Here is a 25,369-nt window from a genome sequence, read left to right on the forward strand (position 1 = left end):
AAATCTGTAGAAGCTTTTGTTTTTTATGTTAAATCTTATTTTTCGCTTTTTGCTGGTGTAGTATTCACAGCTTTCTCTTTTGGTTTCTGCTCAGTAGTGATCTGATTCCGTTTTCTTCTTTTCTGGAAGATCTCTTTGAATTTATTATAATCAACAACTAAAGCAAATCCAACACCTGTCTCAATAATCTGCCCTTCAATTACACCTTCGTTCTGGTTCCGTCTGTAAGCCCTCAAACGGTATCTGCCATCAGCAGAAAGCGCATATTCCACGTTCACATTACCTGCAATATTTGTTGAGTTCTGTCCGGGTGCCTGCGGGCCTTCCAGACCAAATGAACTTCCTACAGTAACTGTTAACCTGTCATTCAATAGTTTTTTAGATAAACCTACTTCCAGATCTGTTTTTTGTTGTAATGAACCAGTAGAGTAATCTTCTGATGAATTCACTCCAAAGTTTATATCTACGCCTTTAACCAAATCAGAAGCCAGATTGTTTAACTGATCTGTCAGTAAATTACTCACACTTGAACGGGCCATTGAGGATACACCGCCCCCGCCACCAACAAGACTCTCGAATGGATTGTCCGCAATAAAACGGCCTAGTGCTAATAAAGCAAATACCTGTTTATTCAATTGTCCTTCGTCTCTGTTTACATTCTGTATTTTAGTATAAACCTGTCCACCCAAAGCACCTTGTTCATTTGCTGGCATATCGAGTTTAAAAGATATAGTAGGTTTCATCAGCTGATCTTTCATGTATAGATAAACCTGGAAAGGTAACTTTGTTTTAGCCTGAACAAGATCAGGTGCATTTAACAGATCAATTGGTGCAGCATTAACTTCATATAATGCAGTCAGGTCTACATTTGCTTCTGTAGGCTCTCCCGTCCAGATGATACTGCTTCCTTTAACCAGTTTAAATGATCTTTTAGCCAACCCACCGATAGATAAGTTATATGAACCCTCATTCAGATCGTAACGGCCCGTTAAACTGGTTTTTCCACTAGGGTCCATCGTTGCGATCAGGTTAGCCGTTCCTTTTACCTTCAGTGCATCACCATTAGCGGGGTCAACCACCACGTTCAGTTCTGCATCCGGGTCAATCTTAATATTGGCACTCAGATTAATTCCTTTGATCGGAGATTTACTGATACTATCTGCTTTCAGCGCTTTCTGACCATTAAATGGTGCAGCATCTGCATCAATAAACTGTACAATTCCCTCCTGGCTGATTACCGAAGGATCATCCGGAGGTAGTGCGAAAAAGAACTTGGTACCTTTCTCTACCTGAACGTTCATATTGATATCCGGCTGGTTTAAATCACCCCTTACCTTAATCAGGCTGGATAAGAAAACTGTTCCATAGATCATTTCATTATCTGCTGCTGTAGAATGCAGCGCTCTGAAATTATCAGTTTTGATATCCATATTGAACTTGAAGTTCCTGTAATCTTTGGTCAGGATCCCACCATTTATCGTCGCTTGTTTATTCAGCGAATCAATAATGGTAAAATTGTTAAACTTAACGCCCTCTTCAGTAAAGCTGATTGTCTCATTCGGCATTCTGAAATATGAATTTACATAAGTTGCATTGAATGCAGCCTGGTTAAATTTAACGTCTCCCAAAACTTTTGGTGAAGCGATCGCCCCTTTAATGGAAAGTTGTCCGGTTATTGTTCCTGAACCCTGTTTTATTTGTCCCATGGAAACGCTTTCCAATTCCTTAAGGTCTATTTTGTCAATATTCAAAGTAAGATCCAATGCATTTTCGGCTTTCGTATAATAGAATCCGTTTACCCTTAACTCATGTACCCCGGTTAAAGCAATATTGGTTTCAAATGCATTCTCTGTATTGTTGTTTACAGCCACACGTAGCGTTCCCAACTGATCTTTCTGATAACGAAGGTGATCAATGGTCAGGTTAGCTTCGAATTTTGGGCTTCCTGTTAATTCTTTCACATCCACTGTTCCATTGATTGCTCCGCCTACTAAAGAACTGTCTTGTTCTGCAAATTTGGTCAATGTTTCTATTTGAAAATTCTTAAACTCTACTTTAAGCGGTGAACCTGGAGTTGAATTCAAACTATTTACACTGAGTAACTGTCCTCCTTTACTCAGGTTAAACTGATTTGCCAGGATACCCGAAGCTCCGAACTGAATGAAGTTTTCTGGAGAAACTGACCATTTATCATAATTTAAAAGTAGTTTCTGAGGATCGAAACTGAACTGAAAGTTTTTATTAATTGATTTAAAAGTACCGCCAAGTACATATTTATCTTTCAGTTTACTATCTCTAAGGAAAATGTTAACACCTAATATATTATTAGCTGCTTCACCACTTAGTTCTGTATTATATAAAGCTATTGATTTGCTTTGTACATGTTTTACCAATAACTTATAGTTCAGTTTCTGGTTAGAATTGTCTACCGTAAGACGTGTACTGTCCACCTGGTAATCTCCATAAACTACTTGTGGGACCCAGGCATTCATGACTAAACTGTCTTTTTTCGTATCCAGTAAACCATTGATTCTGGAAGGAGAGAAGGTGGTTAGTGCAGGGATAAAGTTTTTAATGAACTTAGGGTTATAAATGTTCATATTAAATCTGAAACGCTGATCCGGTATCTTCGTCACCTCACCAAATGCATAATATTTATTAATCTGGTTAATTATTGCCGGAGCAAGGTTAGTAAGTTGATATTGTCCATCGACACGTGCACTCAGCAACTCTGATTTTAAAGTTAATAAGGTATGCCTGGCTGTCGCTTCGGCGTGTACATCAATGGTATCTACATTAAACCTTTGTCCATCTTTAACCAGTTGCATACCTCTGATACTTACATCTCCATTCAGGTAATTAGGATCAGCAGTTTTTATGTCGGCTTTAACCAGACCAGCCATTCTCAATTCAGTAGCACTGAAGTTTAGTTTTTGAAGATCAACTTGTTTTAAGTTAAGGTCCGCTTTAACAGCTGGATACTTACCCGCCATATCTATAAAAGCAGTTAGATTGAAATTAGCATTGGTATCTGCCATTTCACTTTTGATATTCATTTTTTGTCCTGAATAAGTACCACTCAGTAAGAGGTTTTTATAAGTGTATTTATTATAATAAGCATTCAATAGCTGTGCATTGATTTTTGCATTGGCTGTCTTTGCATCTAAACCTGTTCCATTTACAGTCGCTTTAACACTAATCCGGCCTAACTGAGGCTGCATCTTTAGTAAACGCCCAACATTAAAGTTATTTAGATTGATATTTGCAGTATAACTCTCTTTTCCTTTAGGCCCTTTCATACTAGCCAGTAGTTTGGCTGCCCCCATATCTGTATTGATATTGAAATCAGTATTGAAATTGGTCATAGATCCTTTAAACTTTCCGTTAGCAGCAATCGTATTGGGCAATTCAATATTAGCTGGCAAAGATTTTTTAGGAATAACGGCCAGCAGATCTCTTTTTGTTAAAGAGAAGCGTTTGATGTTAAGATCGAGAAATGTTTTATTGACATCAGGTAGCCCTTTAACAGTACCATTCACATCTATATTTGTACTTTTTAATCCACTGATCTGCAATTGAGGAATCGAAAGATTATTCATATATCCATTTGCGCGGGCAGTTATTTTAATTTTCTCATTGCGGTACGCTGGTGGAATTGCATCACTGAAGTAAGTTGCATCTTTTAGGCCTAATACAGAATTTTTCAACTGTATGTTTAACTTCACCTTTTCTGGATGTTTGGTTAAATCATCGAGTGAGGTATAGGTCAACGTCGTATTATTCTCAATATTAGTATGAGGTGTTTTAAAGACAAGATTGGTTAGTTTAACCATTTTATCGCTATAGACTACGTCACCCTGCAACTTTGAAAGTTCAAAACCACTTCTTTCTTTGAATACACCACTTTTAACATTTACCTTAATTCCGGCCTGACTATAGGACAGTTGTTCTGCTGTTAATCCAAGCCCATTAACTTTTAAGTGGTTATAATCGAGTCCTTTTGCAGTAGGTTTTACAGCCAGGTTATCATATTGTATATTGTTTTCTGCAAGATTTAATTTGCTGACCAGGACAGCTAAGGTAGAAGGCTTTGCAGTTGTACTATCAGCAGATTTTGTTCCTGATGCCACTGAAAGCGGTTTAAAAGCAAACAGGATGTTAGACTTATTCAGTGTAGCTTCGTCTAATTTAAAATCACTTTTAGTCAGGTCAGCAAAGAGTTTTTTCAGGTTAAGTTCATTAATATTCAGATCAGCACGCATGTCTGAGAGCATATCATTAAAGTTGATCTTAACATTATTAAAAGCAACATCCTGAATCTCTACCAAAGGAAGTTTTCCGGAAGCTGTTTTAGCAGTATCGATACTCTTTTCCAGGTGGGCTGCCAGCTGGGTAAGTGGTTTTTGCTGCAAATATTTCAGGGAAGTGTTTTTCAGTACCAGGTCTTTAATTACATAGTGTTGGTTATCCAGATCAAAATCTTTAATGTTTGTCTGGAATTCTCCAAGATTCACACTCACATCATTACCTGCAACATCATCACGATAAACAATACCTATATCTTTTAAGCTTATTTTACTGATAGAAAACTTCATGGTAGAAGTGGTATCTTTTTTTACTTCTTCTTCCGGCTTTTTCTGTTCGGACATAAAAGCATCCAGAAGGAAAGAAAAATTAAATGTTGTATCCGGATTAATACGGGTCACATTTGCCCGGATTTTCTCCAGTTCAATATTGTTAATTTCTATTTTATTACTCAATAGTTTGAAAAGACTGATATCGACTGCTAATTTCTGTGCATACAATAAAGTGTCGCCTTTTTTATCTTCCATGTAGAATTTGTTGAGCACAATATCCTTAGGCAGGGCGATTTTAATACTTTCCAGACTTACTTCTGTGTGGGTTTTATTTTTCAGGTAGGCAATAGCTTTGCCTTTAACGAAGTCCTGAACGGCGGGGATATTTAAAGATATAGCCACTGCAACCACCAATAAAATGATTGTGGCAATAATCCATAGAACAACCTTTAAACTTTTACGTACGTATTTATTCAATTCAAGTAGATTTTGAGAGATTTATGACTAACCAAGGTATAAAAACTATGCCATTAGCCCGTTTTAACCTACAGTATACTACAAATAAACCAAAACTTTGTTTAAATAAATATGACAATTTATACATAAAGACCTCGGATCCGGGTCTTTATGTATATAATAAGACAGCTATAAATTGTTAATGACTTCGATGGATAACTTGGTAAACTGAACGATCTTAAGTGTATCAAAATTTTCCTTTTTCATTTCCCTTGCCAGCTCAAGAGAAATTTCAAGTTTTCCTTTTTCGAGACCTTTCTCAAGGCCTTGTTCAAAGTGGTCATCAAGAACACATTGATATTCCCATTTTTTCTGTTGATCTGAATCGTGTATAAATCGTTGTTCGGGTGTTAGTCTGCTCATTTCGGCTATATTAAATATTTTTTGAAAAATACGTTTGTCCAGATACTCCGGGATTTTGCGCAGACTTTGCATGTGTTTAAGCATATAAACCCATTTGTCCAGTTCATTCTCCAGCTCATCTTCTTTTTTATCAAATTTAGGCAGTTCCAAAAACTTAAATCCCAGTCCATTGTGGAATATTTCACCTGAGCCCGTATTAACCAGTGAAATACTTTGCAGATAATGAGCGTCAGTGCTGCTTTTCATTTTAAAATCCAGTACAGCAATCAGAAAAACCTCTTTCAGCTTGAAGTTCCAGTTTTCTTTACCTAATAATTTTTGCTGGTGAATCAGCCGGCTTAAGTAAAAATCCGATCATAATATCCTTATTCGGCTCACCGCCGAAAAGGTGTTTAAAACCGAAATCTGACAACGGATTAATATACTTGTTTATTTTTTCTGACATAATTCAATTGATTTGTGCCCAACTTACTCTGCATTTCTCTATTGTTGGTAATATTTATCTATATTGGAAACATTATGTTTTATTATTACATGTATTTATGTTATTTAGGATCTGTTCAAATTAACAACGTATATTGTAAGCCCTAATTTTTACCAGGCATGAACCATCAATAATGATGTCTGCTGTATTTTAATTTTTAAACTTATATGAATAACTTAAATATTTCCATTGCTTATGAATCTTACGATCAGTTAGAAGAACTGAATGCAGCTGATCAATCCTTATGTGTGCAAGCAAAGGAAGCACTTAAGACCTCTTACTCCCCATACTCTAACTTTAAAGTGGCCACTGCGGTAAGGCTGAACGATGGTGTGGTTGTTTCCGGTAGTAACCAGGAAAATCTGGCTTATCCATCCGGGCTCTGTGCAGAACGGGTAGCTCTTTTTACAATTGGCGCAACTTATCCAAATGCAATTATAGAAACTATGGCGATTACCGCCCATACCGATAGCTTTAAAATTGAGCAGCCCATTACCTGCTGTGGTGCCTGTTTACAAGTTATGGCCGAATTTGAAAGGAAACAAAATAAAGAGATAGAAGTGCTTTTCTATTGTCTGGACGGTAAGATTCTAAAAGTGAAGGGGATCAAAAGTTTACTTCCTTTTGTATTTGTAGAAGATCGTCTGGCAGTATAATTCCGGAATCTAAGCACTGCATCAGTTTTTTTAAAACTGTTAGGAAATTGTGTTCTCAAAATTTGAGCGGATGCCTTATCTTTACGGCATCCAAACCCCTTTCTTGATGAGCGACGAATTAGATAATAACGTAAACGAAGAGACAAAACATACCGTAATACCTATTAATGGCCTTTACGAGAACTGGTTCCTCGATTATGCCTCTTATGTAATTTTAGACCGGGCAGTACCCCATATTAATGATGGACTAAAGCCCGTTCAGCGTAGAATTATGCATTCGCTGAAAGAGATGGATGACGGACGTTTCAATAAGGCAGCCAATGTGATTGGTAATACCATGAAATATCACCCGCACGGGGATGCTTCTATTGGGGATGCCATGGTACAAATCGGTCAGAAAGACCTGCTGATTGATTGTCAGGGTAACTGGGGAGATCCAATTACCGGGGACAGTGCAGCTGCGCCGCGTTATATTGAAGCGCGCCTGTCAAAATTTGCCACAGAAGTTGTCTTTAATGCAGATACAACTATCTGGCAATTAAGTTACGACGGCCGGAATAATGAACCGCTTACTTTACCTGTAAAATTCCCGCTGCTATTGGCACAGGGGGCTGAAGGTATTGCAGTAGGTCTGGCTACTAAAGTTATGCCGCATAACTTTATCGAACTGCTTGACGCTTCTATTGCCATCCTTCAGGGTGAAAAACCTAATATCCTTCCCGATTTCTTTACCGGAGGTATGGCAGATTTTTCTGCTTATAATGAAGGAATGCGCGGAGGTAAGATCCGTGTACGTGCTAAAATCACTGAAAAGGATAAGAAGACCCTGGTCATTACTGAAATCCCTTACAGCACCACTACAGGTTCTGTAATTGACAGTATTCTTTCTGCCAATGATAAAGGTAAAATCAAAATCAAGAAGATTGAAGACAATACAGCCGCGCATGTGGAGATTGTGATTCAGCTTGCTCCGGGCATATCGCCGGATGTAACTATAGATGCATTATATGCATTTACTTCCTGTGAGGTTTCTATCTCTCCAAATACCTGTATCATTAAAGATGACAAGCCTCAGTTTCTGAGTGTGAACGCTATTCTGATAGAAAATACCCAGAATACTAAAAATCTGTTAAAACAGGAGCTTGAAATCAAACTGCATGAACTTCAGGAAAAGATTTTCTTCAGCTCTTTGTTGAAGATCTTCATTCAGGAGGGAATGTACAAGCATGCTGAATATGAAAATGCAAGTAATTTCGATGCCGTAGTAGATGTATTGAATATATTGTTTACCCCTTTCAAGGAGCAATTATACAGAGAGATCCTGCCGGAAGATTTTAAAAAGCTGATCGATAAACCGATGAGCAGCATTACCCGCTTTGATGTTAAAAAAGCGGATGACCAGATGAAAGCATTGGCTGATGATATTAAGGTAGTGAAAAACCACCTTCGTCACCTCACTGATTATGCAATTGCATGGTATCAGAAATTAAAAGATAAATACGGAAAAGGCAGAGAACGTAAAACAGAGATCCGCCTGTTTGATAGGGTAGAGGCTTCCAAAGTTGCTTTGGCCAATGTTAAACTCTATATGAACCGCGAAGACGGTTTTATCGGAACCGGACTTAAAAAAGACGAATTTATTGCAGATTGTTCTGATCTGGATGAGATTATTGTTTTCAGGGAAGATGGTAAATGCACGATTACTAAAGTAGCAGATAAAACATTCGTGGGAAAAGGAATTGTGTACGCCCAGGTCTTTAAGAAGAATGATGACCGTACCATTTATAACCTGATTTACAAAGACGGGGCAAGCGGTACTTCTTATATCAAGCGTTTTGCTGTGATGGGCGTTACCCGGGACAAAGAATACGATTTAACAAAAGGGACTAAAGGGTCGAAGATGTTATATTTCACGCCTAATCCTAACGGAGAGGCTGAGATTGTTACTGTGATGCTTAAACCGCATACCAAGCTGAAGAAGCTGCAATTTGATATTGACTTCGCAGATATTGCTATCAAAGGACGCGCTTCTCAGGGAAATATAGTCTCTAAATATCCTATCAAGAAGGTTTTATTGAAGAGTAAAGGCGTTTCTACGCTGTCAGGGCTGAAAATCTGGTATGATGATTTATTAAGAAGACTAAACGTTGACGGAAGGGGTAAATACCTGGGTGAATTTGATGGCGACGACAAAATCCTGCAAGTCCATAAAGAAGGTTGGTATGAACTGAGTTCTTTCGAATTGAGTAACCACTTTGATGCTGATTTGCTGCTGATCCAGAAATTTGATCCTGAAAAAGCATTTGCGGTAGTGCAGTATGAAGGAAAAGCTAAGAATTACTTTATTAAACGCTTTGTTTTTGAACCTATCGCAATCGGTAAAAAACAAACGCTGATCAGTGAGGAGACTGGCTCGAGATTTCTGCACCTGACCAGTAATCCTGAAGCGACATTAACAGTTGATGTATTAAAAGGCAAAACACAGATTCCTGAGACATTGGAAATTGTACTGGCAGATTTTATAGATGTAAAAGGTATTAAAGCTAATGGTAACCGGTTAAGTCAGCATGATGTGAAAAATATCGCAATCAGTAATGCTGAAGAGAATGAGCCGGTTCTGGAAGAAGAGGTTAAGGAAAGTACTGTTGCAGCAGAAGAAGTTACTGAGGATGATCAGGAATCATCAGTTTCAGCAGGTTTGACCGAAGCTGAAACAGTTGTTGCTGCTGAAACTCAGGATGGAACTGAAATTGAGGATGAAAGTAAAGTTGAGGATGAAGTAATATCAGTTGAAGAGGTTATTGAAGAAACAGCTGAAGAAGTAATTCCTGAAGAAACAATAAGAGAAACTGAAGATACCATTACAGAGAACGTAAAAAGTTCTTCCGGAATTGAGGAAGAAAAAGTTGCTCCTGTTGTTAAAAAAGAATGGATCAGACAGGAAAGTATAGTTCAGCCGGTTGAAGAAGCATATAAAGCTGTGCGAACTCCGGTAAAACGTACTAAGAAAGCAGAAGCACCAGTTACTCCAGAAGCGGTGGAAACGCCAGTTGCTCCTGAAATAGTAGAAACACCGGTTGTTCCTGTGGAAGCAGAAGCACTTGTTATTCCAGAAGTGGTAGAAACACCGGTGGTTCCTGTGAAAGCAGAAGTACCAGTTACTCCTGAAAAAACTGAAACGCCAGCAGTTAAACCAGCGAAGCAAAAGAAAACTGACGATGCTAAAAGTAAAGTTACTAAAGAAGCTTCACTCAATAAAAATGTCAAATTTGAGATCACTAATCCTGATGATGTAGAGATCGACGATAAAGGTCAGCTTGGCTTATTCTAACGGAATAAGTCAGGCCACCGCTCTGCGGCCATAATAAATGAAATACCAAATATTGCGGAAGACAGGAAGAAATTCCAATTCCACTTTTTGACCTTGAAGATATTGATCAGTATGAAAGAAATAAGCAATATTCCGGTTACGATAATAATCTGACCAAATTCAAGCCCGATATTGAAAGCGAATAACTCTGCCACAATATTGGTGCTTTTACCAAGCAGGCTATTCAGATAATTGGAAAAGCCCATTCCGTGGATCAATCCGAAGAACAGGGCAAGTATATATTTTAACTGCACCCCCTTGGGTCTTGACGACTTCCCGCCAAGAATATTTGAAGCCGCAGTCACCAATATGGTTACCGGGATCAGAAACTCAATTAAATTAGTTTTGACTGTGATTACTTTTAATACGCTTAGTGCAAGGGTGATACTGTGGCCGATAGTGAATGCGGTGACCAGTAAAAGTACTCTCTTCCAGTCCGTTAGGGTGTACGCTCCACATAAAACTATCACAAAAAGAATATGATCATATCCCTTCCAGTTTAGTATATGTTGCCAACCCAATTCGAAGTATAAAGAGAAATCCTGCATAGACCAAACTTATTAATTTTTAATTAACAATGAAAGTATAATCGTTGTGTCTCAAGGCGAAGGAACAATAATATTACAGGATAACCGTTTTAGGAATCCGATTTTACAGGAATAAAAAAACGCCCAGTTAATCAATAACAGGGCGTTTCTTGTAGAAAATAAGGAAGACCTACTGATATTGTATATATACAGGTATCGGTGTAAGTTTCAATAAATCTTCTGGTGTCATTAATCTGTTTGGTGCTTTTTTCAAATCATTTTTATAGAACAATTTGAAACCTGTGAACTCAACTGGTTCGCTAAAGATGAAGTGACGGTAAGTACCTTTTTTAAGTTCAGGCTCTCCCCATCCATCCATATGCATAACGATTTGAACTTCAGGACGTAACTTGATGTTCTTGTAATTCGTGATCATTTTCTTGGTAAAACGGTGAACAGTAAAAACCTTTGGAGGCAAATTGTATTTTTTTACCAGGTCAGCAAGGAATTGTGAACAGTAATTGATATCAGCAGCATCATATGTACCTATTCTTTTTCCTGGTTTCACACCTTCTTTCATAGAGAATTCAGGATCTATCCCTAAATGAACATTTGGCATTTTCAGGTATTTTTCCAATAAAGGTAATTCCTCTCTGATTGTGCTTAACGATACCTGAATATCAAGGAACACAATCATATTTTTGCGCATTCTTGAAATAGCCAGTACAGAATCAATTTGTTTATCCGGCATTCTGAACCTATGTTTGCCATCTTTACCAGGGTCACCCTGAGCTACTACAGCGATATAATGTAAAGCAGGCTGAACAGGGGTAGAAGGATCAGCCTTTTCCCACTTCTTCACTTCAACATCCAGTCTGGATAACATTTCCTTAGGTGCATATTCCCCTAAAGCACCCATTCTTTTTGAATATATATTTCCGTAGTAAGCAACAATCCTTTTGTAAGGTAAAATCGCACCCGGCAATGGATAAGGCTGAGGCTTAACCGGCCATCTTCCCGTAGTATCTCCATGCGCAAGTTTGACCATCAAAGCATTGTATTTTGCAGTATCAATAGGTTTACGTGAGGTATCAGTAACAGCAACTTCCGAAGAATCTCCTGATGCATTTATAGTCGTTTTTGTTTTTGTACCTTTTTTATCAGTACCGGAAGTACAATTGGCAAAAAGTGTAACTGTTGTAAATGCAATTAATAATGTTCCCGCGAGTTGTGGTATTTTCATAGGTTATAAAGTAATTTAAATATGAATTCGTGTGGCTGCAAAACTACACATTCAGCTGACAAAATCTCTAATCCGTAAAAGAATTATCAGATTGATAAGAGCCAGGCCGCTGAAACTGAGATAATCTGCCTATTCTGCGCCAGATTTGTGAAAAATTCAAGGTCAGGAATATTATCTTTACGCTTCTTAACGTTTTAGAGAATTAGAGATTTAACATGAATAAAAATAATATACTTATTATTTGCTGCTGTGTAGTTTTTGCTTTTGCAGGATGTAAAAAAGACAGTGTCGACTACAGGTACCCACAGCCATATGCGGGACAACTGGCGACACTTCCGGGTGTGGCAGGAACTGAACTTGGTATAAATGCGGCTAACAGTGTTTTTGTCGATTTTAGTAAGGGTGTGGTGACTCCGGTAAGGAGGGCAAACTGGGACCTGGGACTTTATCCCGGTGCAGATTTCAAAGTTATTCTTAACCACACTATGGGGGCGCTGGCTTTCGATACGAAAAAAACAGATTTTGCAAAAGTGTTGCAGGCTGATTCTATTGCAATAGCAGCGTCGTTACAGCTTAATGCTGCTGGCAGCGGACTCCTGGTAGATCCTGTAACCGGGACGCCGACTGATTATTTAGCTAAGCTGGTCACATTAGAAGTCGGTGAAAATGAAGATGCAAGTAAAATTTATATTATTAACAGTGGTTATGCAGGAGTTCCGCCATTCACTAATGCTATACCAGCTACTCCCACCACACCAGCAATACCATCTATACCACTCAAAAGACCTTGGTATAAAGTAAAAGTATATAAAGGAAATAATGGATACGTTGTTAAATATGCTTCAATGTCCAATGACAACCCTGCTTTTACACCGCGTACAGTTAATAAAGATTTATCCTATAATTTTAACGTTTTCAGTTTTACAAATTTATCCGCCGTTGGAGAACCTGCGAAATCTTTATGGGATATAGCATGGACGTGGACTACCAGTAAAAATGCAGATGGTACAATAGCCACAGCAACCCATGATTTTGTACTCATTAACTTTTTAGGAGGAGTGACTGCTGCGGAAGTAAAAATCGTAGATCAGGCAGCGAAAGAATATGAGAATTTCAATAAAGATAAACTGGCAGGATTAACCTATTTGAATACACGTGAGGCAATTGGAGTTAAATGGAGATCATTAACTTCGGATGACAGGCCCATAGTCAACAGAGACCGTTTTTATGTGGTTAAAGATGCAGAAGGTAACGTTTATAAACTCAGGTTTGTAAGTTCCAGTAATGCAGACGGTGGAGTTATAGGTACGCCGGTTATAGAATATAGATTAGTGGATGCGGCAATAACCCCGGGAAACACCCAATAATCAGTTCAGATCATAATACTTTCTCTTCTTAAGAAGAGAAAGTATTAAATTTTCCAAAAACACCCAATGGTAATTTGATGCCTGAAGTGGCCTGAAGATATAATTCACCAGTTTCAAGATTTTTTACCTGGGGGAAAGAAGTCTTAATCAGGTTTTCTACAATTACAGAAGAGAACCCTAAAGAGTACGTATTCAGAATCAGGAAGTGCTCTTCCTCATCCAATAACTGTACTACATCCTGCATCATTTCCTGGATATGATCTTCCAGTTTCCATTTCTCTCCATTTGGCCCATGTCCGAATGCAGGAGGATCTAAAATGATACCATTATATTTTTTACCGCGTTTCAATTCACGCTTTACAAATTTCAAAGCATCTTCCACAACCCATCTCACATCTTTCAACTGAGATAACTCCTGGTTCTCATTGGCCCAGTTCACTACCTGTTTGATCGAATCTACGTGTGTCGTATCTGCACCTGAAGCTTGTGCAATTAATGAGGCTGCACCTGTATAAGCAAAAAGGTTAAGTACTTTCGGTTTTGGATTTTTGAATTTTTTAATCGAAGAAGAGATATAATCCCAGTTCACTGCCTGCTCAGGGAAAACACCTACATGTTTAAAAGAGGTTAAACCAAGGCGCAGGTTAATCTTTACCTCCTCATTTTTGTATTCTACATTCCAGCGGTCAGGAACATTTCCGGTAGACTTTACCCATTCTCCGGAAGTTGCAGAGCGACCTTTAAACCTGATGTGTGTTAATTTTTTCCATTCCTGTTCAGGAAGCATTTTTTTCCACACAGCCTGAGGCTCAGGTCTGCAAAGGATCAGATTGCCAAAGCGCTCTAATTTTTCAAAATCTCCACAGTCAATCAACTCATAATCTTTCCAGTGCGTGGGGGTAAGTAGGCTTATCATAAATATTTTTGTACAAATGTTATTAAAAGTTTTTCTTGGCAGCTTTCATAAAACGGCTGGCAAAAACAAAATCATTAAGTTCTGCTATGTCTGTATGGGCAATTTCTTTATTGGAACCTTCCCAGAATTTTTTTCCTTCGTGTAAGAAAAGAATATAATCACCGATGCCCATTACCGAGTTCATATCGTGGGTAACTACAATTGTAGTAGTGTTGTATTCTTCTGTGATTTCCTTAATCAGCTCATCAATCACGATCGATGTTTTCGGATCAAGTCCTGAGTTGGGCTCATCCACAAAAAGATATTTAGGGTTCATGGCAATTGCACGGGCAATTCCCACACGTTTTTTCATTCCTCCTGAAAGTTCAGCAGGGAAAAGTTTATTTTTACCTTCCAGGTTTACCCTTTCCAGACAAAAATTAACACGTTCCAGTTTTTCTTTAAAGCTGTGGTCGGTAAACATGTTCAGTGGAAACATGATGTTCTCTTCCACAGTCATCGAGTCAAAAAGCGCTGAACCCTGGAAAAGCATGCCGATTTCTTTACGGATTTCAATACGCTGTTCGAAATCCATATCAATGAATTCTCTTCCGTCATATTGTACACTTCCTTTTTCGGGCGTATGTAAACCTATCATACATTTCAGCAGGGTAGTTTTTCCGGAACCTGAACCACCAATGATCAAATTCGTTAATCCTTCTTTGAATATGCCTGATATACCTTTCAGGACAGTATTGGACCCGAAAGATTTTTCAATGTCTTTGATTTCGATCATAATAATAATTGGGTTACAATGTAATCACAAGCCAGGATACTGATACAGCTTACTACGACTGCTCTTGTACTTGCCTGAGCTACTTCTAATGCACCACCTTTAACGTAAAAACCTTCGTATGCAGGAACCGTGGTAATGATGAAACCAAAAACAAATGCTTTAACCAGTGCAACAACAATAGTATAAGGATTGAAATCAGTGGTAATTCCCATGATATATTCCGCAGGTGTTACTGCTCCTGATAAAGTACCGCCCAGGTAACCGCCGGTAATACTTAATACCATGGCAAAAATAACCAGCACAGGAACCATTGTAATTCCTGCAATTAATTTAGGAAGAATCAGGTAACCAGGTGAATTGATACCCATAATTTCAAGCGCATCAATTTGTTCACTTACGCGCATAGTACCAATTTCTGAAGAAATGGCAGAACCAATTTTACCTGCAAGTACAATCGCGGTAATGGTTGGGCTGAGTTCCAGAATACTTGAATCCCGTGTTACCGAACCAATGATTGATTTAGGTATAAAGTCACTCACCAGCTGGAAAGCGATTTGTAAAGTCATAACCGCCCCGATAAAGGTAGAAATGATAGCAATCAAACCAAGGGAGCCGACACCTACAAAATCCATCTGTTGAAAGATGGCCTTAAGATATATTTTAAATTTTTCGGGTTTCCTGAAAACTGCTCTCAACAGCAACAGGTATCTACCAAAATTGGTGAAGTTCATTCAGTAAGAAATTAGCTAATGTATTAATACTATAATAATACAAAGAAACAACAAAAAATGTTGTGGGTTTGTTTATTTCAAAAAAATATTCTGCTATTTGATGAATAATGCGGTTTTTTGCAGCCGGTTAGGGCTTGATCTGTAAAATTGTTAATGAGGTTAAAAAATGCTTTGCAGTCTTTTGTAACTAAATAGTACTTGCTCAGTCTTAATTGTGTATTGAGGCTTAATCAATGTTTATAGCTTGTGAAACTTAAACATTATAAATGTTGTTAAGACCGTTAATGATTTTATTGTTAATAAAATAGGAGAGTGATTTATGGAAAACAGGTTGTTAAGAAACGAACATGATAAAATAATTGCAGGCGTTTCATCAGGATTAGCAGAGTATATGCAGGTAGATGTAACCATTATCAGGTTGTTATTTGTATTGTCAACTATATTTTTGGTTGGAACTGGTATCCTGGTTTATCTGGTGATGTGGATTGTAGTGCCGGTAAACAATGATCCGGCTGCGAAATTTTCAAAGTTTAATGATTATTTCAAAAAACAGAATGATTTTCAGGGATTTAATACGCCGCCGCCATTTGGACAGGAGCAGCCGTTTTCGGCTGCCGGAAACCCGGATGTAAAAAGCGCACCTGCACAGGACTGGCAGAACCCGATAGATTTTAAATCTTTACCAAAGAATAATGATACAGGACGGACTATTGGAGGATTAGTTTTGCTCGTGATTGGTTTATTTTGTCTGATGAACGAGTTTGATCTGATTCCTTACTGGGTCAGGTTAGATAAATTATGGCCTTTATTCTTTGTTGCGATCGGTTTAAGTTTTATTCTGAAAGCTAAGCGCCAGAATAAATGGGTAGACTGGAAGGGTAAACAGGCTGAAGATATGAAAACTACGGCAGAGCAACCTATTGCTCAGGAACCTGCAAAACCCGCAGATCAGGCTCCGGAAAATCAATTGTAAACCCCCTAACTAAATAATATTATGAAATTGAATAGAGTAATGTGGGGCATAATACTACTGTTTGTAGGTGCGGTCCTTTTGTTGGAGAATTTTAATGTCATTAATTTTTACTGGAGAAATATATGGAGTTTCTGGCCTGTATTTTTAATCATTGCCGGTGTAAATATCCTGTTTAACAGGAACAAGTCAGAAACCGGAAACATGATTTCTCTTGGGGTACTGGTATTGATGCTTGGTTTTATGTTTTACAAAGGACAGCAGCCTCCGCTTCATAAAAATTGGATAGGTGATCGTTTTGGGAAAGATCTGGACCTTGATTTAGATAGTGTTGGGGATGAGGATTCGCAGAATGTTAAATTTTCAGAGCCATTTGCTGCGGCCGACAGTTTGAAAAAAACTGTGCTTAATATTTCTGGCGGTGGTACATCTTTTAACCTGAAGGGCGAAACACAGGAGTTGATAACAGCTGATGTAGAACGCAAAAACGGGAATTTCATTTTGCAGAAAGAAAGTTCAGATTCTATAAATACAGTAACTTTTAAAATGAAGGAAAAGAAAGGAAACTGGTCTCTTGGCAATGGGGGCAATAATGTAGAGTTGAGGCTGAATAAAAAACCGGAGTGGACTGTGAATATGAACATGGGTGCTGGTGAGGTAGATTTGGATTTGACGGCTTACAAGGTGAGGAGCTTCAGATTTGATGGTGGTGCGGCTTCTGTTGATCTTAAGGTAGGGGATTTATTGCCTATTACTGATGTAGTGGTTAAAACTGGTGTTGCTTCGATAGAAATCAGTATTCCAGAAGCATCGGGTTGCAGAATTATCACTAAAACGGGCCTTTCTGCAAAGGACTTCCCTGGTTTTATCAAGATTGACAATAATAATTATGAGACTTCAAATTATAAAACAGCTGCGAAAAAGATTTTTATTAATCTGGACGGTGGATTGAGTAATTTTGAGGTAACCAGACATTAAAGAGCTATTGGAACCCAACTATATTGTAGTCGTTAATGGAAAGCCTGAGGGGCCATACGATTTTGAACATTTAAAGGAGATGAGTATTGTAGCGGGAACTTTTGTGAGAAAGCCCGGAATGGACGATTATAAAGAAGCGCACGAGTTCCCTGAACTCCGTGCGCTTTTTGGTTTCAGTTATCAACAGACTGCTCCGCAATATTTTGCTTCATTTGATCAGCGTTTGCTGGCTGCTGTGATTGATTACTTCCTTTTGTTTCTGGTTTATATCGTGGTGGTACTTTGCTGTTTTACTTTCGTAAAGGGGCAGGGGGAAAGGATTTCATTTGCATTATTACTCTTGCCGCTGATCCCGGTGTTCAAGTTTGTTTACGGTGTGTTTGCGGAGGCTTCTGCGAAGCAAGGGACAATTGGGAAAAGATTGTTAAGTATTAAGGTAACGGATATGGGGGGATCAAGGGTGAGTATTGGTTTGTCTTTCTTAAGGAACCTGGGCAAGGTTTTATCTGTTGCTCCATTGTTTTTTGGGTATCTGTATAGTTTTTTGAATAAGAAGCAACAGTGTTTTCACGATGTTGCTGCGGGCACTTTGGTCATCAAGGATCGCCTGATCTAAAAATAAAAAAGGAATATGGCTATTCCTTTTTTATTTTTTCTCTTCCACCGTTTATTGGGATTACCAGGCTGTCTTGCTGTATAAATTCAAAACGTGGCCTTGGCGTATAAAACAGGTGTTGAAACCGGGTTGAATAGTGCCATGGAATGACCACAGTCATTTTAACCTCATTCCAAGGTCATCTCAATGACGCTTCAATAGGCCTTCTGACTACTATTGTAATTTATCTGAATTCACATACAAAACTTAATCTTTATAATTTCGATGTGAATTCACATATAAAACATAATCTTTATCTTTGTACCCTTATGGAAAACGTAGCAGCACAAAAAGAATTGGCCGGGGGTTATTGTAATCATCTAAACCAGTATTCCAGGTTCTTAACACGTGAGGTTTCTATAGGGGATATTCCTATGGGCGGATTGAATCCAATCAGGATACAGTCTATGACCACTACTGACACTATGGACACGCTGGGAACGGTAGAACAGACTATCAGGATGGTAGAGTCTGGTTGTGAGTATGTAAGGATTACAGCGCCGAGTATGAAGGAAGCTGAAAATCTGGCTAATATTAAGAAGGAGCTGAGGTTTAGGGGGTATAATGTCCCTTTAGTAGCCGATATACATTTTACGCCCAATGCTGCTGAGGCTGCTGCGCGTATTGTGGAAAAGGTAAGGGTTAATCCGGGTAATTATGCAGATAAGAAGCGTTTTGAAAATATAGAATATACACAGCTGGCTTATCAGGCTGAGCTGGAAAGAATTTATAAGAAGTTTTCACCATTGGTGAAAATTTGTAAGGAATATGGTACTGCAATGCGTATTGGTACAAATCATGGTTCGTTATCGGACAGGATTATGAGCCAGTATGGAGATACACCACGCGGTATGGTGGAATCGGCTATGGAATTTATGAGGATCTGTGAGGACCTGAATTATTATAACCTGGTGATTTCCATGAAAGCGAGTAATACACAGGTAATGGTTCAGGCTTATCGTTTGCTGGTAGAAACTATGGTGAAAGAGGGGATGAACTATCCGCTGCACCTTGGGGTTACTGAAGCTGGTGATGGAGAGGACGGAAGAATCAAATCTGCGGTTGGTATTGGTACTTTACTGGAAGATGGCTTAGGAGATACAATCAGGGTTTCTCTGACAGAAGATCCTGAATTTGAAGCTCCGGTAGCTAAAGCGCTGGCCGATCGTTATGTAAACCGTGCTTTAAATGTTGTAGAGAAGGAAAAGATTGAGATCCGTAATTTACCTTATAATCCTTATGAATATAATCGCAGGGTTACTTTACCGGTGCAGCATATTGGGGGCCATCATCATCCGGTAGTGATGCTTGATGTGTCTTCAAAGAATTTAAAAGATCCTTATTTTCTGACTGAAGTTGGGTATAAATACAGTGCCGGACTGGATAAATATAATATGGCCGATCAGGCTTGTGATCTTGTTTATTTAGGAGATGAACTGCCTTCTTTCTCTTTTCCTGGTAATCTGCGCCAGATTTATAACTACAAAACATGGTTAACGCTGAAGGATAAAAGCAATTGTCATCCGCTGATTAAACTGGAAGATTATGCATCAGCCGCTCAGAAAGATCCTATCCTGAATCTTGTGTCTGTTAATGCAAAGAGTTATAGTAAAGTTTTGCTGTCACTGTTAGATGAGACGGCGGTACTGGTACTGGAAACTTCTTCGGAAGAGGGAACTATTGAGCAGAGAGCCTTTTTTATTGAGCTGCTAAAAAGCGGAAATCAGATTCCGGTTATTGTGAAGAGATCTTATGCTGCAATCAGCGCAGATGATTTGCAATTATACGCAGCGACTGATTTAGGTGCGCTGTTTACGGATGGTCTTGGGGATGGGGTATGGATTGATGCTCCTGAAACAGTTGGCCTTCCGGTTATGAATTCTACAAGTTTTGGAATTTTGCAGGCCACCCGGACGAGAATTTCCAAAACAGAATATATTTCCTGCCCAAGTTGTGGCAGAACACTCTTTGATTTACAGGAAACAACCCAGTTGATCCGTTCGAGAACTGATCATTTAAAAGGGATCAAAATCGGGATTATGGGTTGTATTGTAAATGGGCCTGGTGAAATGGCAGATGCCGATTATGGTTATGTAGGTACGGGCCCTGGTAAAATCACTTTATACCGCGGTAAAGAAGTCGTTAAAAAGAATGTAAGTTCTGCCAAAGCACTCGATGATCTGATCGATCTGATCAGGGAGGATGGGAACTGGACAGAAGTGAAATAATTTTTATTTGTTGTAAAACATGGAGATGCCAGCCTGTATTAATTTATAGGCTGGCATTTTTGATAAAGGCGAGAGTTTTTTCGCATACTTCCAGCAATTGAGCGGGTAGTTCGGTTGCTTTGTAAGGATGTGAAGCACCAAAAACATGGTTAGCACCTTTGATTTTCTGCAATTGAGCCTTCGGCTGTGCCTGCGCCAGTTCTTGTGCCACACTGAATTTTACATTTACGTCATCATCACCATGCAAAATTAACCAGGGAATTTTAATCTTCGCGGCAGCATGCAGCAGATTGAATTCACTTTGATGTGCATTAAAATCTTCCAGCAGCGTACTGTTTAATGGCATTTTTTCTTTCGTTCTGGCATTTTCCACGAAGATCCTGCCTGTAGCTAACCACTGCTCTTCCTGTTCTTTTTTCCATAAGGAACTAAAATCTGAAATGGCAGACCAGGTAATGATTTTCTGAATGCGTTCATCGGCCGCGCCTTTTAAAATAACTAAAGCACCGCCACGGCTATGGCCAATCACGTAAACAGGGGCTAATGGATAGGTATGGGCAATATAATTAAGGGCTGTATCTACATCTTTAAGCTCCATGCTGACCGTGTTTGCAGCAAAGGCTTCTAAGTCAGTAACATCATCAGGTTTTTGATCCGTTACTCCGCTGTGACTCAGGTTAAATTTGAAATAACGGTAACCTTTGGAGGCAAAATAGGAGGCTACAAGGTTATGGGCGCCCCAATCTTTAAATCCTTTGAAGCCATGTACGAATAAAATGCAGGGCTGGTTTGTCTGATTATCGTCATAGGTAAGGTCTCCTGTAATAGTTTTATCTTTGGATCCGGACAGAATAAAGTGCTCTTTTTTAATCATAACTTTCTTTTATAGCTGGTTAGCTTATTAACAAACATAATGATCTCTTGTTTTTTCTGAGAATGTTTAATTTAAAATCTTTCTAAATTGATCTTAATTACAGCATAATGACAGACACTAAGGGCGGTCTTGTTACTTTTGTTTCCACTATATAAACACAACACAAACCCAAATTGGAATATTTAAAGATACTTGCTTTCACTCATAAACAAATTGACTTAAAGTCTTTAGGGAAATTAGTTATCTGTGAGCAGACACTGGATGACAGACTGAAGAATATTCAAGATGAACTGGATGTAAAAGAAATTTTTTATATCGGTACGTGTAACCGCGTTGAGTTTGTTTTCACCACAGCTCACGAATTAGACCGTGAATTTATCCTTCGTTTTTTGACTGTGCTTGACATGGGATTACCGGAAGCGTATATGGAGAAATTCCTGGAAAGCGTTTCTGTTTATGAACAGGTGGAAGCTTTCAATCACTTATTGCGTACTTCCTGCTCATTGGAAAGTCTGGTGGTTGGTGAAAAAGAAATCCTTGCCCAGGTACGCCGGGCTTATGAAGCATGTCGTGTTTCTGGCTTTACAGCCGATTATATGCGGATGATTATGAACCGGGTAGTTAAAACGGCAAAGGAAGTTTATACCCATACGAATATCTCTAAAAACCCGGTTTCGGTAGTGTCTTTAGCTTACCGCAAATTAAGGGACCTGACTATAACTGCCAGCTCAAGAATTCTCATTATAGGAGCTGGTGAGACTAATAAAAACTTAGCGCAATACCTTAAAAAACACAAGTACTCCAATTTTTCTATCTTCAACAGAACGGTAGAAAATGCACAGTCCCTTGCGAAAGATTTAAACGGTATCGCTTATCCATTGACCGCACTGGAAAATTTCGATCAGGGATTTGATGTCATCATTACCTGTACCGGTGCTACTGAACCAATCATCACAGAAAAAATTTACCGTAAGCTATTAAATGGCGAAACGGGCAAAAAAGTTATTGTAGATCTTGCAATTCCTAATGATACTGCACCAGCGGTTATCCAAAACTTCCCTGTACATTATATTGAGGTTGAATCTTTAAAAGAGATCGCCCGCAAAAATATTCAGGAACGTTATGATGAACTGGTTAATGCAGAGCAAATTATCGATCAGAATATCAAAGAATTTGATTTAGTACTTCGCCAGCGCAAAATAGAAATCGCAATGAGTGAAGTTCCTCAGAAAATTAAAGCAATTAAAAGTAAAGCACTGGACATTGTTTTTGCAGAGGAAATCAATACACTGGATGAAAATTCAAGACTGGTTCTTGAACGGGTGATGGATTACATGGAAAAGAAATATATTAGCGTACCGATGATCATGGCAAAAGAAATTCTGGTCAACAACAGCTAGCCTTCCGGGGTACATTAGTCAGCACAAATACATTATTTGTTTATTATTTAAGACTATAGCTCTTTTAGGTTAAATTTGCGCGAATCTAAATACGTGATATCTACAAAAGCTTAACTCAACGTTAGTTGTTAACGGTTGACGGCAGCCTTATAAAAGAACAATTATATACTGATGAAAAAACTTATTATCGGAACAAGAGGCAGTGATCTTGCATTGTGGCAGGCTAATTATACGAAAGACAAACTTGCGGAAATTGGTGTCGAAGCTGAACTGAAGATCATTAAAACCCAGGGTGATAAAATACTAAACCTGAGGCTGGACAAACTTGAAGGAAAAGGTTTTTTTACCAAAGAGCTTGAAGAAGAACTCTTAAGCGGCAGCATTGATATTGCTGTACACTCTCACAAAGATTTACCAACTACCCACCCGGCCGGATTAACTATTGCGGCAGTCTCTGAAAGAGAAGATGCTTCAGAATTATTACTTATTCTGAAAGATTGTGTAGATGTTACGCAAAAACTTTCTTTGAAAACAGGTGCACAGGTTGGTACTTCATCAAACAGACGTAAAGCGCAACTGCTTGCTTTAAGAACAGATCTTAATATTGAAGACCTGCGTGGTAATGTAAATACCCGTATTCAAAAATTAAGAGATGAAAACTATGATGCTATTTTACTGGCAAAAGCAGGTGTAAACCGTTTGAATCTTGATTTGTCTGAATTCCATATGGAAGTGATAGACACTACTGAACTGATTCCTGCACCTGCACAAGGGGTATTAGCGATTCAGATCAGAGAAAATGACCATGAGTTATATGATGTGCTGCAAGGAATACATGATGCAGATACTGCGGAAGAGATTGGTGTGGAACGTAAAGTGCTGAACCTTTTTGAAGGTGGTTGCCATATGCCTTTAGGTTGTTACTGTAAAAAAGAAAACGGCAAATACGAGGTGTGGACTTCCAAAGCATTAACTGCTGATGATTTTCCAAACCGCCTGTTCTTCAGGGTAGATAGCCTGGAAGGGCTGGCAGAAAAAATCGTGGCTAAATATGATAAAGACAGAAAGCTGCCTGCAAGGGTATTTATTTCCAGAGAAATCGGGGAACATAATTACTTCAGAAGAGCACTGGAAACTAACCATATAGAAATAGAAGGCAGATCGTTGATCCGTACTTTCCCTATTGTGAATGTACTGGATCCTTTTTACCTGAAACATATTAACTGGATCTTTTTCAGCAGCCGTAATGGGGTGGAATACTTCTTTAAACTGAAGCCTGTATTGCCTAAACATGTAAAGTTTGGTGTAGTTGGCAGAGGATCAGAAGATGCGCTTCGTAAACATGGTCATAAAGCTGACTATGTAGGTGAAAGTGGTGATATTACTGAGGTAGCGGAAGATTTTGCAGTATTGGTGAGAAATCAGACTGTTTTATTTCCACGGGCACAGGATTCACTGTTAAGCATCCAGAAATCTTTAGCTGAAGACACAAAAGTCATTGACCTGCCTATTTATGAGACAGTGATTGAAGAAAATATAGATCATACTTATGCTGATGTATTGATTTTTACCAGCCCATCCAATGTGGAAGCTTATTTCGCCGACAATTTACTGGATCCGGGACAAAAGGTAATTGCCATAGGAAATTCAACAGGAAAGAAATTTGAGGAAATGGGCGTGGAGTATGTCCTTCCTTATTCACCTGACGAAATCGGCCTTGCAGAAGCAGTATTCGGAATTGATATTAAATAAAAAAAAGAGAGGTTGATTATGTTGCACCGTCCGCGTAGATTAAGAAAGAACCCAATTGTAAGAGAGATGATGGCCGAAACAAAGTTGTCGAAAGACATGTTTGTTTATCCATATTTTATCGTTCCTGGAAACGGAGTGAAACATGGTATTGATTCGATGCCTGGAGTAAACCATTTTTCAACTGATATGTTAATCAGAGATGTTGAAAAAGGGCTTGAACTGGGGGTAAATAAGATCATGCTTTTTGGTGTGGGGGATGAAAAATCTGAGGATGCACGCTCTGCTTATCATGATCATTCGCTGGTACCTGCTGCTGTTCGTGAATTAAAGAAAAACTTTGGTGATGATTTATATGTAGTTACTGATGTTTGCGTTTGTTCTTATACAACACATGGTCATTGCGGTATTTTGAAAGATGACTACGTGCAGAATGATGAAACCGTAGAGGTGATTGCTAAAATGGCTTTGACACATGCACAGGCCGGGGCAGATATGTTAGCGCCATCAGATATGATGGATGGACGTATTGGTGCGATGCGGAATTTGCTGGATCAGAATGGTTATGTGAACGCAGCGATTATGTCGCATGCGACTAAATTTGCTTCTGCTTATTACGGGCCGTTCAGAGAGGCTGCGGATTGTGCACCAAGTAAAGGTGACCGGAAGGCTTACCAGATGGATTTCAGGAACCCTGAGGAGGCTTTGCGTGAGGCTTTGCTTGATCAGAGTGAAGGTGCGGATGTATTAATGGTAAAACCAGCATTGGCTTATATGGACGTAATCCATAACCTGAAACAAAATACAGATTTGCCTATTGCCTGTTACAATGTATCGGGAGAGTATGCAATGGTGAAAGCGGCTGCACAAAAGGGCTGGATTGATGAACAAAAGATTGTAATGGAAACTATGTATGCCTTCGCACGTGCGGGAGCAAGCATAATTACCACTTACCATATAAGAGATATTGTAGAAAAGAACTGGATGTAA

Annotated in this window: 18 protein-coding genes and 1 pseudogene; 10 read left to right on the forward strand and 9 right to left on the reverse strand. The window is 38.8% G+C overall.

What is annotated here, in order from left to right; genetic code table 11:
- Window positions 1-35: 35 nt before the first annotated feature.
- The 3 genes from HDE70_RS25345 to HDE70_RS27525 form a co-directional block, all read right to left on the reverse strand.
- Window positions 36-5,054 (reverse strand): translocation/assembly module TamB, encoded by a 5,019-nt coding sequence (locus HDE70_RS25345; protein ID WP_183892208.1) that lies wholly within the window; start codon window positions 5,052-5,054, stop codon window positions 36-38.
- 168 nt (window positions 5,055-5,222) lie between these two features.
- The gene (locus HDE70_RS25350) at window positions 5,223-5,789 is read right to left on the reverse strand and encodes an Rpn family recombination-promoting nuclease/putative transposase (RefSeq protein WP_311676533.1); all 567 of its coding nucleotides are present in this window, start codon (window positions 5,787-5,789) and stop codon (window positions 5,223-5,225) included.
- On the reverse strand, window positions 5,761-5,901 hold the full coding sequence (locus tag HDE70_RS27525) for a PD-(D/E)XK nuclease family transposase (RefSeq protein WP_409339009.1): 141 nt from the start codon (window positions 5,899-5,901) through the stop codon (window positions 5,761-5,763). The genes HDE70_RS25350 and HDE70_RS27525 overlap by 29 nt, the downstream gene beginning before the upstream one ends.
- Before the next feature lie 206 nt (window positions 5,902-6,107).
- On the opposite strand from HDE70_RS27525, the gene HDE70_RS25355 reads away from it, so the two are divergent.
- Together HDE70_RS25355 and HDE70_RS25360 are read left to right on the forward strand one after the other, a co-directional pair.
- Window positions 6,108-6,596 (forward strand): cytidine deaminase, encoded by a 489-nt coding sequence (locus HDE70_RS25355; RefSeq protein ID WP_183868657.1) that lies wholly within the window; start codon window positions 6,108-6,110, stop codon window positions 6,594-6,596.
- Window positions 6,597-6,702: 106 nt separating this feature from the next.
- A pseudogene (locus HDE70_RS25360) lies at window positions 6,703-9,220 on the forward strand (DNA gyrase/topoisomerase IV subunit A); the annotation flags it as partial.
- 703 nt (window positions 9,221-9,923) lie between these two features.
- On the opposite strand, the gene HDE70_RS25365 reads toward HDE70_RS25360, so the two are convergent.
- Window positions 9,924-10,514, reverse strand: coding sequence for a HupE/UreJ family protein (locus HDE70_RS25365; RefSeq protein ID WP_183868660.1), 591 nt, complete (start codon window positions 10,512-10,514; stop codon window positions 9,924-9,926).
- 169 nt (window positions 10,515-10,683) lie between these two features.
- The gene (locus HDE70_RS25370; RefSeq protein WP_183868662.1) at window positions 10,684-11,736 is read right to left on the reverse strand and encodes a hypothetical protein; all 1,053 of its coding nucleotides are present in this window, start codon (window positions 11,734-11,736) and stop codon (window positions 10,684-10,686) included.
- 215 nt (window positions 11,737-11,951) lie between these two features.
- Between HDE70_RS25370 and HDE70_RS25375 the strand changes: the two genes are divergently transcribed.
- Entirely contained in the window at window positions 11,952-13,103 is a 1,152-nt protein-coding gene (locus HDE70_RS25375; protein WP_183892209.1) for an HmuY family protein, read from the forward strand.
- Window positions 13,104-13,131: 28 nt separating this feature from the next.
- Here HDE70_RS25375 and HDE70_RS25380 read toward each other — a convergent pair whose 3' ends face one another.
- Genes HDE70_RS25380 through HDE70_RS25390 form a run of 3 tightly spaced genes read right to left on the reverse strand, consistent with a single transcriptional unit; the run spans window position 13,132 to window position 15,525 of the window.
- Entirely contained in the window at window positions 13,132-14,019 is an 888-nt protein-coding gene (locus tag HDE70_RS25380) for a class I SAM-dependent methyltransferase (RefSeq protein WP_183868666.1), read from the reverse strand.
- Window positions 14,020-14,041: 22 nt separating this feature from the next.
- Window positions 14,042-14,794 (reverse strand): ABC transporter ATP-binding protein, encoded by a 753-nt coding sequence (locus HDE70_RS25385; protein ID WP_111635823.1) that lies wholly within the window; start codon window positions 14,792-14,794, stop codon window positions 14,042-14,044.
- Entirely contained in the window at window positions 14,791-15,525 is a 735-nt protein-coding gene (locus HDE70_RS25390) for an MlaE family ABC transporter permease (RefSeq protein WP_183868668.1), read from the reverse strand. The genes HDE70_RS25385 and HDE70_RS25390 overlap by 4 nt, the downstream gene beginning before the upstream one ends.
- Window positions 15,526-15,844: 319 nt before the next feature.
- Between HDE70_RS25390 and HDE70_RS25395 the strand changes: the two genes are divergently transcribed.
- The 4 genes from HDE70_RS25395 to ispG all read left to right on the forward strand — a co-directional run bounded on the left by HDE70_RS25395 (window position 15,845) and on the right by ispG (window position 20,356).
- A complete protein-coding gene (locus tag HDE70_RS25395) occupies window positions 15,845-16,498 on the forward strand; it encodes a PspC domain-containing protein (RefSeq protein WP_183892210.1) in 654 nt (217 codons plus the stop codon).
- A gap of 21 nt (window positions 16,499-16,519) precedes the next feature.
- Entirely contained in the window at window positions 16,520-17,473 is a 954-nt protein-coding gene (locus HDE70_RS25400) for a LiaF transmembrane domain-containing protein (RefSeq protein ID WP_183892211.1), read from the forward strand.
- Window positions 17,474-17,480: 7 nt separating this feature from the next.
- Window positions 17,481-18,089 carry an RDD family protein gene (locus HDE70_RS25405; RefSeq protein WP_183892212.1) on the forward strand — a complete coding sequence of 203 codons (609 nt, stop codon included), beginning with the start codon at window positions 17,481-17,483 and terminating at the stop codon, window positions 18,087-18,089.
- Between the two features lie 308 nt (window positions 18,090-18,397).
- Window positions 18,398-20,356, forward strand: coding sequence for a (E)-4-hydroxy-3-methylbut-2-enyl-diphosphate synthase (gene ispG, locus HDE70_RS25410; RefSeq protein ID WP_183892213.1), 1,959 nt, complete (start codon window positions 18,398-18,400; stop codon window positions 20,354-20,356).
- A 43-nt stretch (window positions 20,357-20,399) separates the two neighbouring features.
- On the opposite strand, the gene HDE70_RS25415 is transcribed toward ispG, so the two are convergent.
- The gene (locus HDE70_RS25415; protein ID WP_183892214.1) at window positions 20,400-21,230 is read right to left on the reverse strand and encodes an alpha/beta hydrolase family protein; all 831 of its coding nucleotides are present in this window, start codon (window positions 21,228-21,230) and stop codon (window positions 20,400-20,402) included.
- 173 nt (window positions 21,231-21,403) lie between these two features.
- Between HDE70_RS25415 and hemA the strand changes: the two genes are divergently transcribed.
- From hemA to hemB, 3 genes are all read left to right on the forward strand, one after another.
- Window positions 21,404-22,630 (forward strand): glutamyl-tRNA reductase, encoded by a 1,227-nt coding sequence (gene hemA, locus HDE70_RS25420; RefSeq protein ID WP_183868680.1) that lies wholly within the window; start codon window positions 21,404-21,406, stop codon window positions 22,628-22,630.
- 171 nt (window positions 22,631-22,801) lie between these two features.
- Window positions 22,802-24,382, forward strand: a complete 1,581-nt coding sequence (gene hemC / locus HDE70_RS25425; protein ID WP_183868682.1) for a hydroxymethylbilane synthase — start codon at window positions 22,802-22,804, stop codon at window positions 24,380-24,382.
- Window positions 24,383-24,400: 18 nt separating this feature from the next.
- Complete coding sequence (gene hemB, locus HDE70_RS25430) at window positions 24,401-25,369, forward strand: porphobilinogen synthase (protein WP_183868684.1); 969 nt, start codon at window positions 24,401-24,403, stop codon at window positions 25,367-25,369.

The sequence above is a fragment of the Pedobacter cryoconitis genome (assembly GCF_014200595.1).
Classification (GTDB): domain Bacteria; phylum Bacteroidota; class Bacteroidia; order Sphingobacteriales; family Sphingobacteriaceae; genus Pedobacter; species Pedobacter cryoconitis_C.

Coding starts and splice junctions, on each gene's coding strand:
- HDE70_RS27525 (WP_409339009.1), bottom strand. CDS start 5,901: ATGTCAGAAAAAATAAACAAGTATATTAATCCGTTGTCAGATTTCGGT.
- HDE70_RS25355 (WP_183868657.1), top strand. CDS start 6,108: ATGAATAACTTAAATATTTCCATTGCTTATGAATCTTACGATCAGTTA.
- HDE70_RS25365 (WP_183868660.1), bottom strand. CDS start 10,514: ATGCAGGATTTCTCTTTATACTTCGAATTGGGTTGGCAACATATACTA.
- HDE70_RS25370 (WP_183868662.1), bottom strand. CDS start 11,736: ATGAAAATACCACAACTCGCGGGAACATTATTAATTGCATTTACAACA.
- HDE70_RS25375 (WP_183892209.1), top strand. CDS start 11,952: ATGAATAAAAATAATATACTTATTATTTGCTGCTGTGTAGTTTTTGCT.
- HDE70_RS25380 (WP_183868666.1), bottom strand. CDS start 14,019: ATGATAAGCCTACTTACCCCCACGCACTGGAAAGATTATGAGTTGATT.
- HDE70_RS25385 (WP_111635823.1), bottom strand. CDS start 14,794: ATGATCGAAATCAAAGACATTGAAAAATCTTTCGGGTCCAATACTGTC.
- HDE70_RS25390 (WP_183868668.1), bottom strand. CDS start 15,525: ATGAACTTCACCAATTTTGGTAGATACCTGTTGCTGTTGAGAGCAGTT.
- HDE70_RS25395 (WP_183892210.1), top strand. CDS start 15,845: ATGGAAAACAGGTTGTTAAGAAACGAACATGATAAAATAATTGCAGGC.
- HDE70_RS25400 (WP_183892211.1), top strand. CDS start 16,520: ATGAAATTGAATAGAGTAATGTGGGGCATAATACTACTGTTTGTAGGT.
- ispG (WP_183892213.1), top strand. CDS start 18,398: ATGGAAAACGTAGCAGCACAAAAAGAATTGGCCGGGGGTTATTGTAAT.
- HDE70_RS25415 (WP_183892214.1), bottom strand. CDS start 21,230: ATGATTAAAAAAGAGCACTTTATTCTGTCCGGATCCAAAGATAAAACT.
- hemC (WP_183868682.1), top strand. CDS start 22,802: ATGAAAAAACTTATTATCGGAACAAGAGGCAGTGATCTTGCATTGTGG.
- hemB (WP_183868684.1), top strand. CDS start 24,401: ATGTTGCACCGTCCGCGTAGATTAAGAAAGAACCCAATTGTAAGAGAG.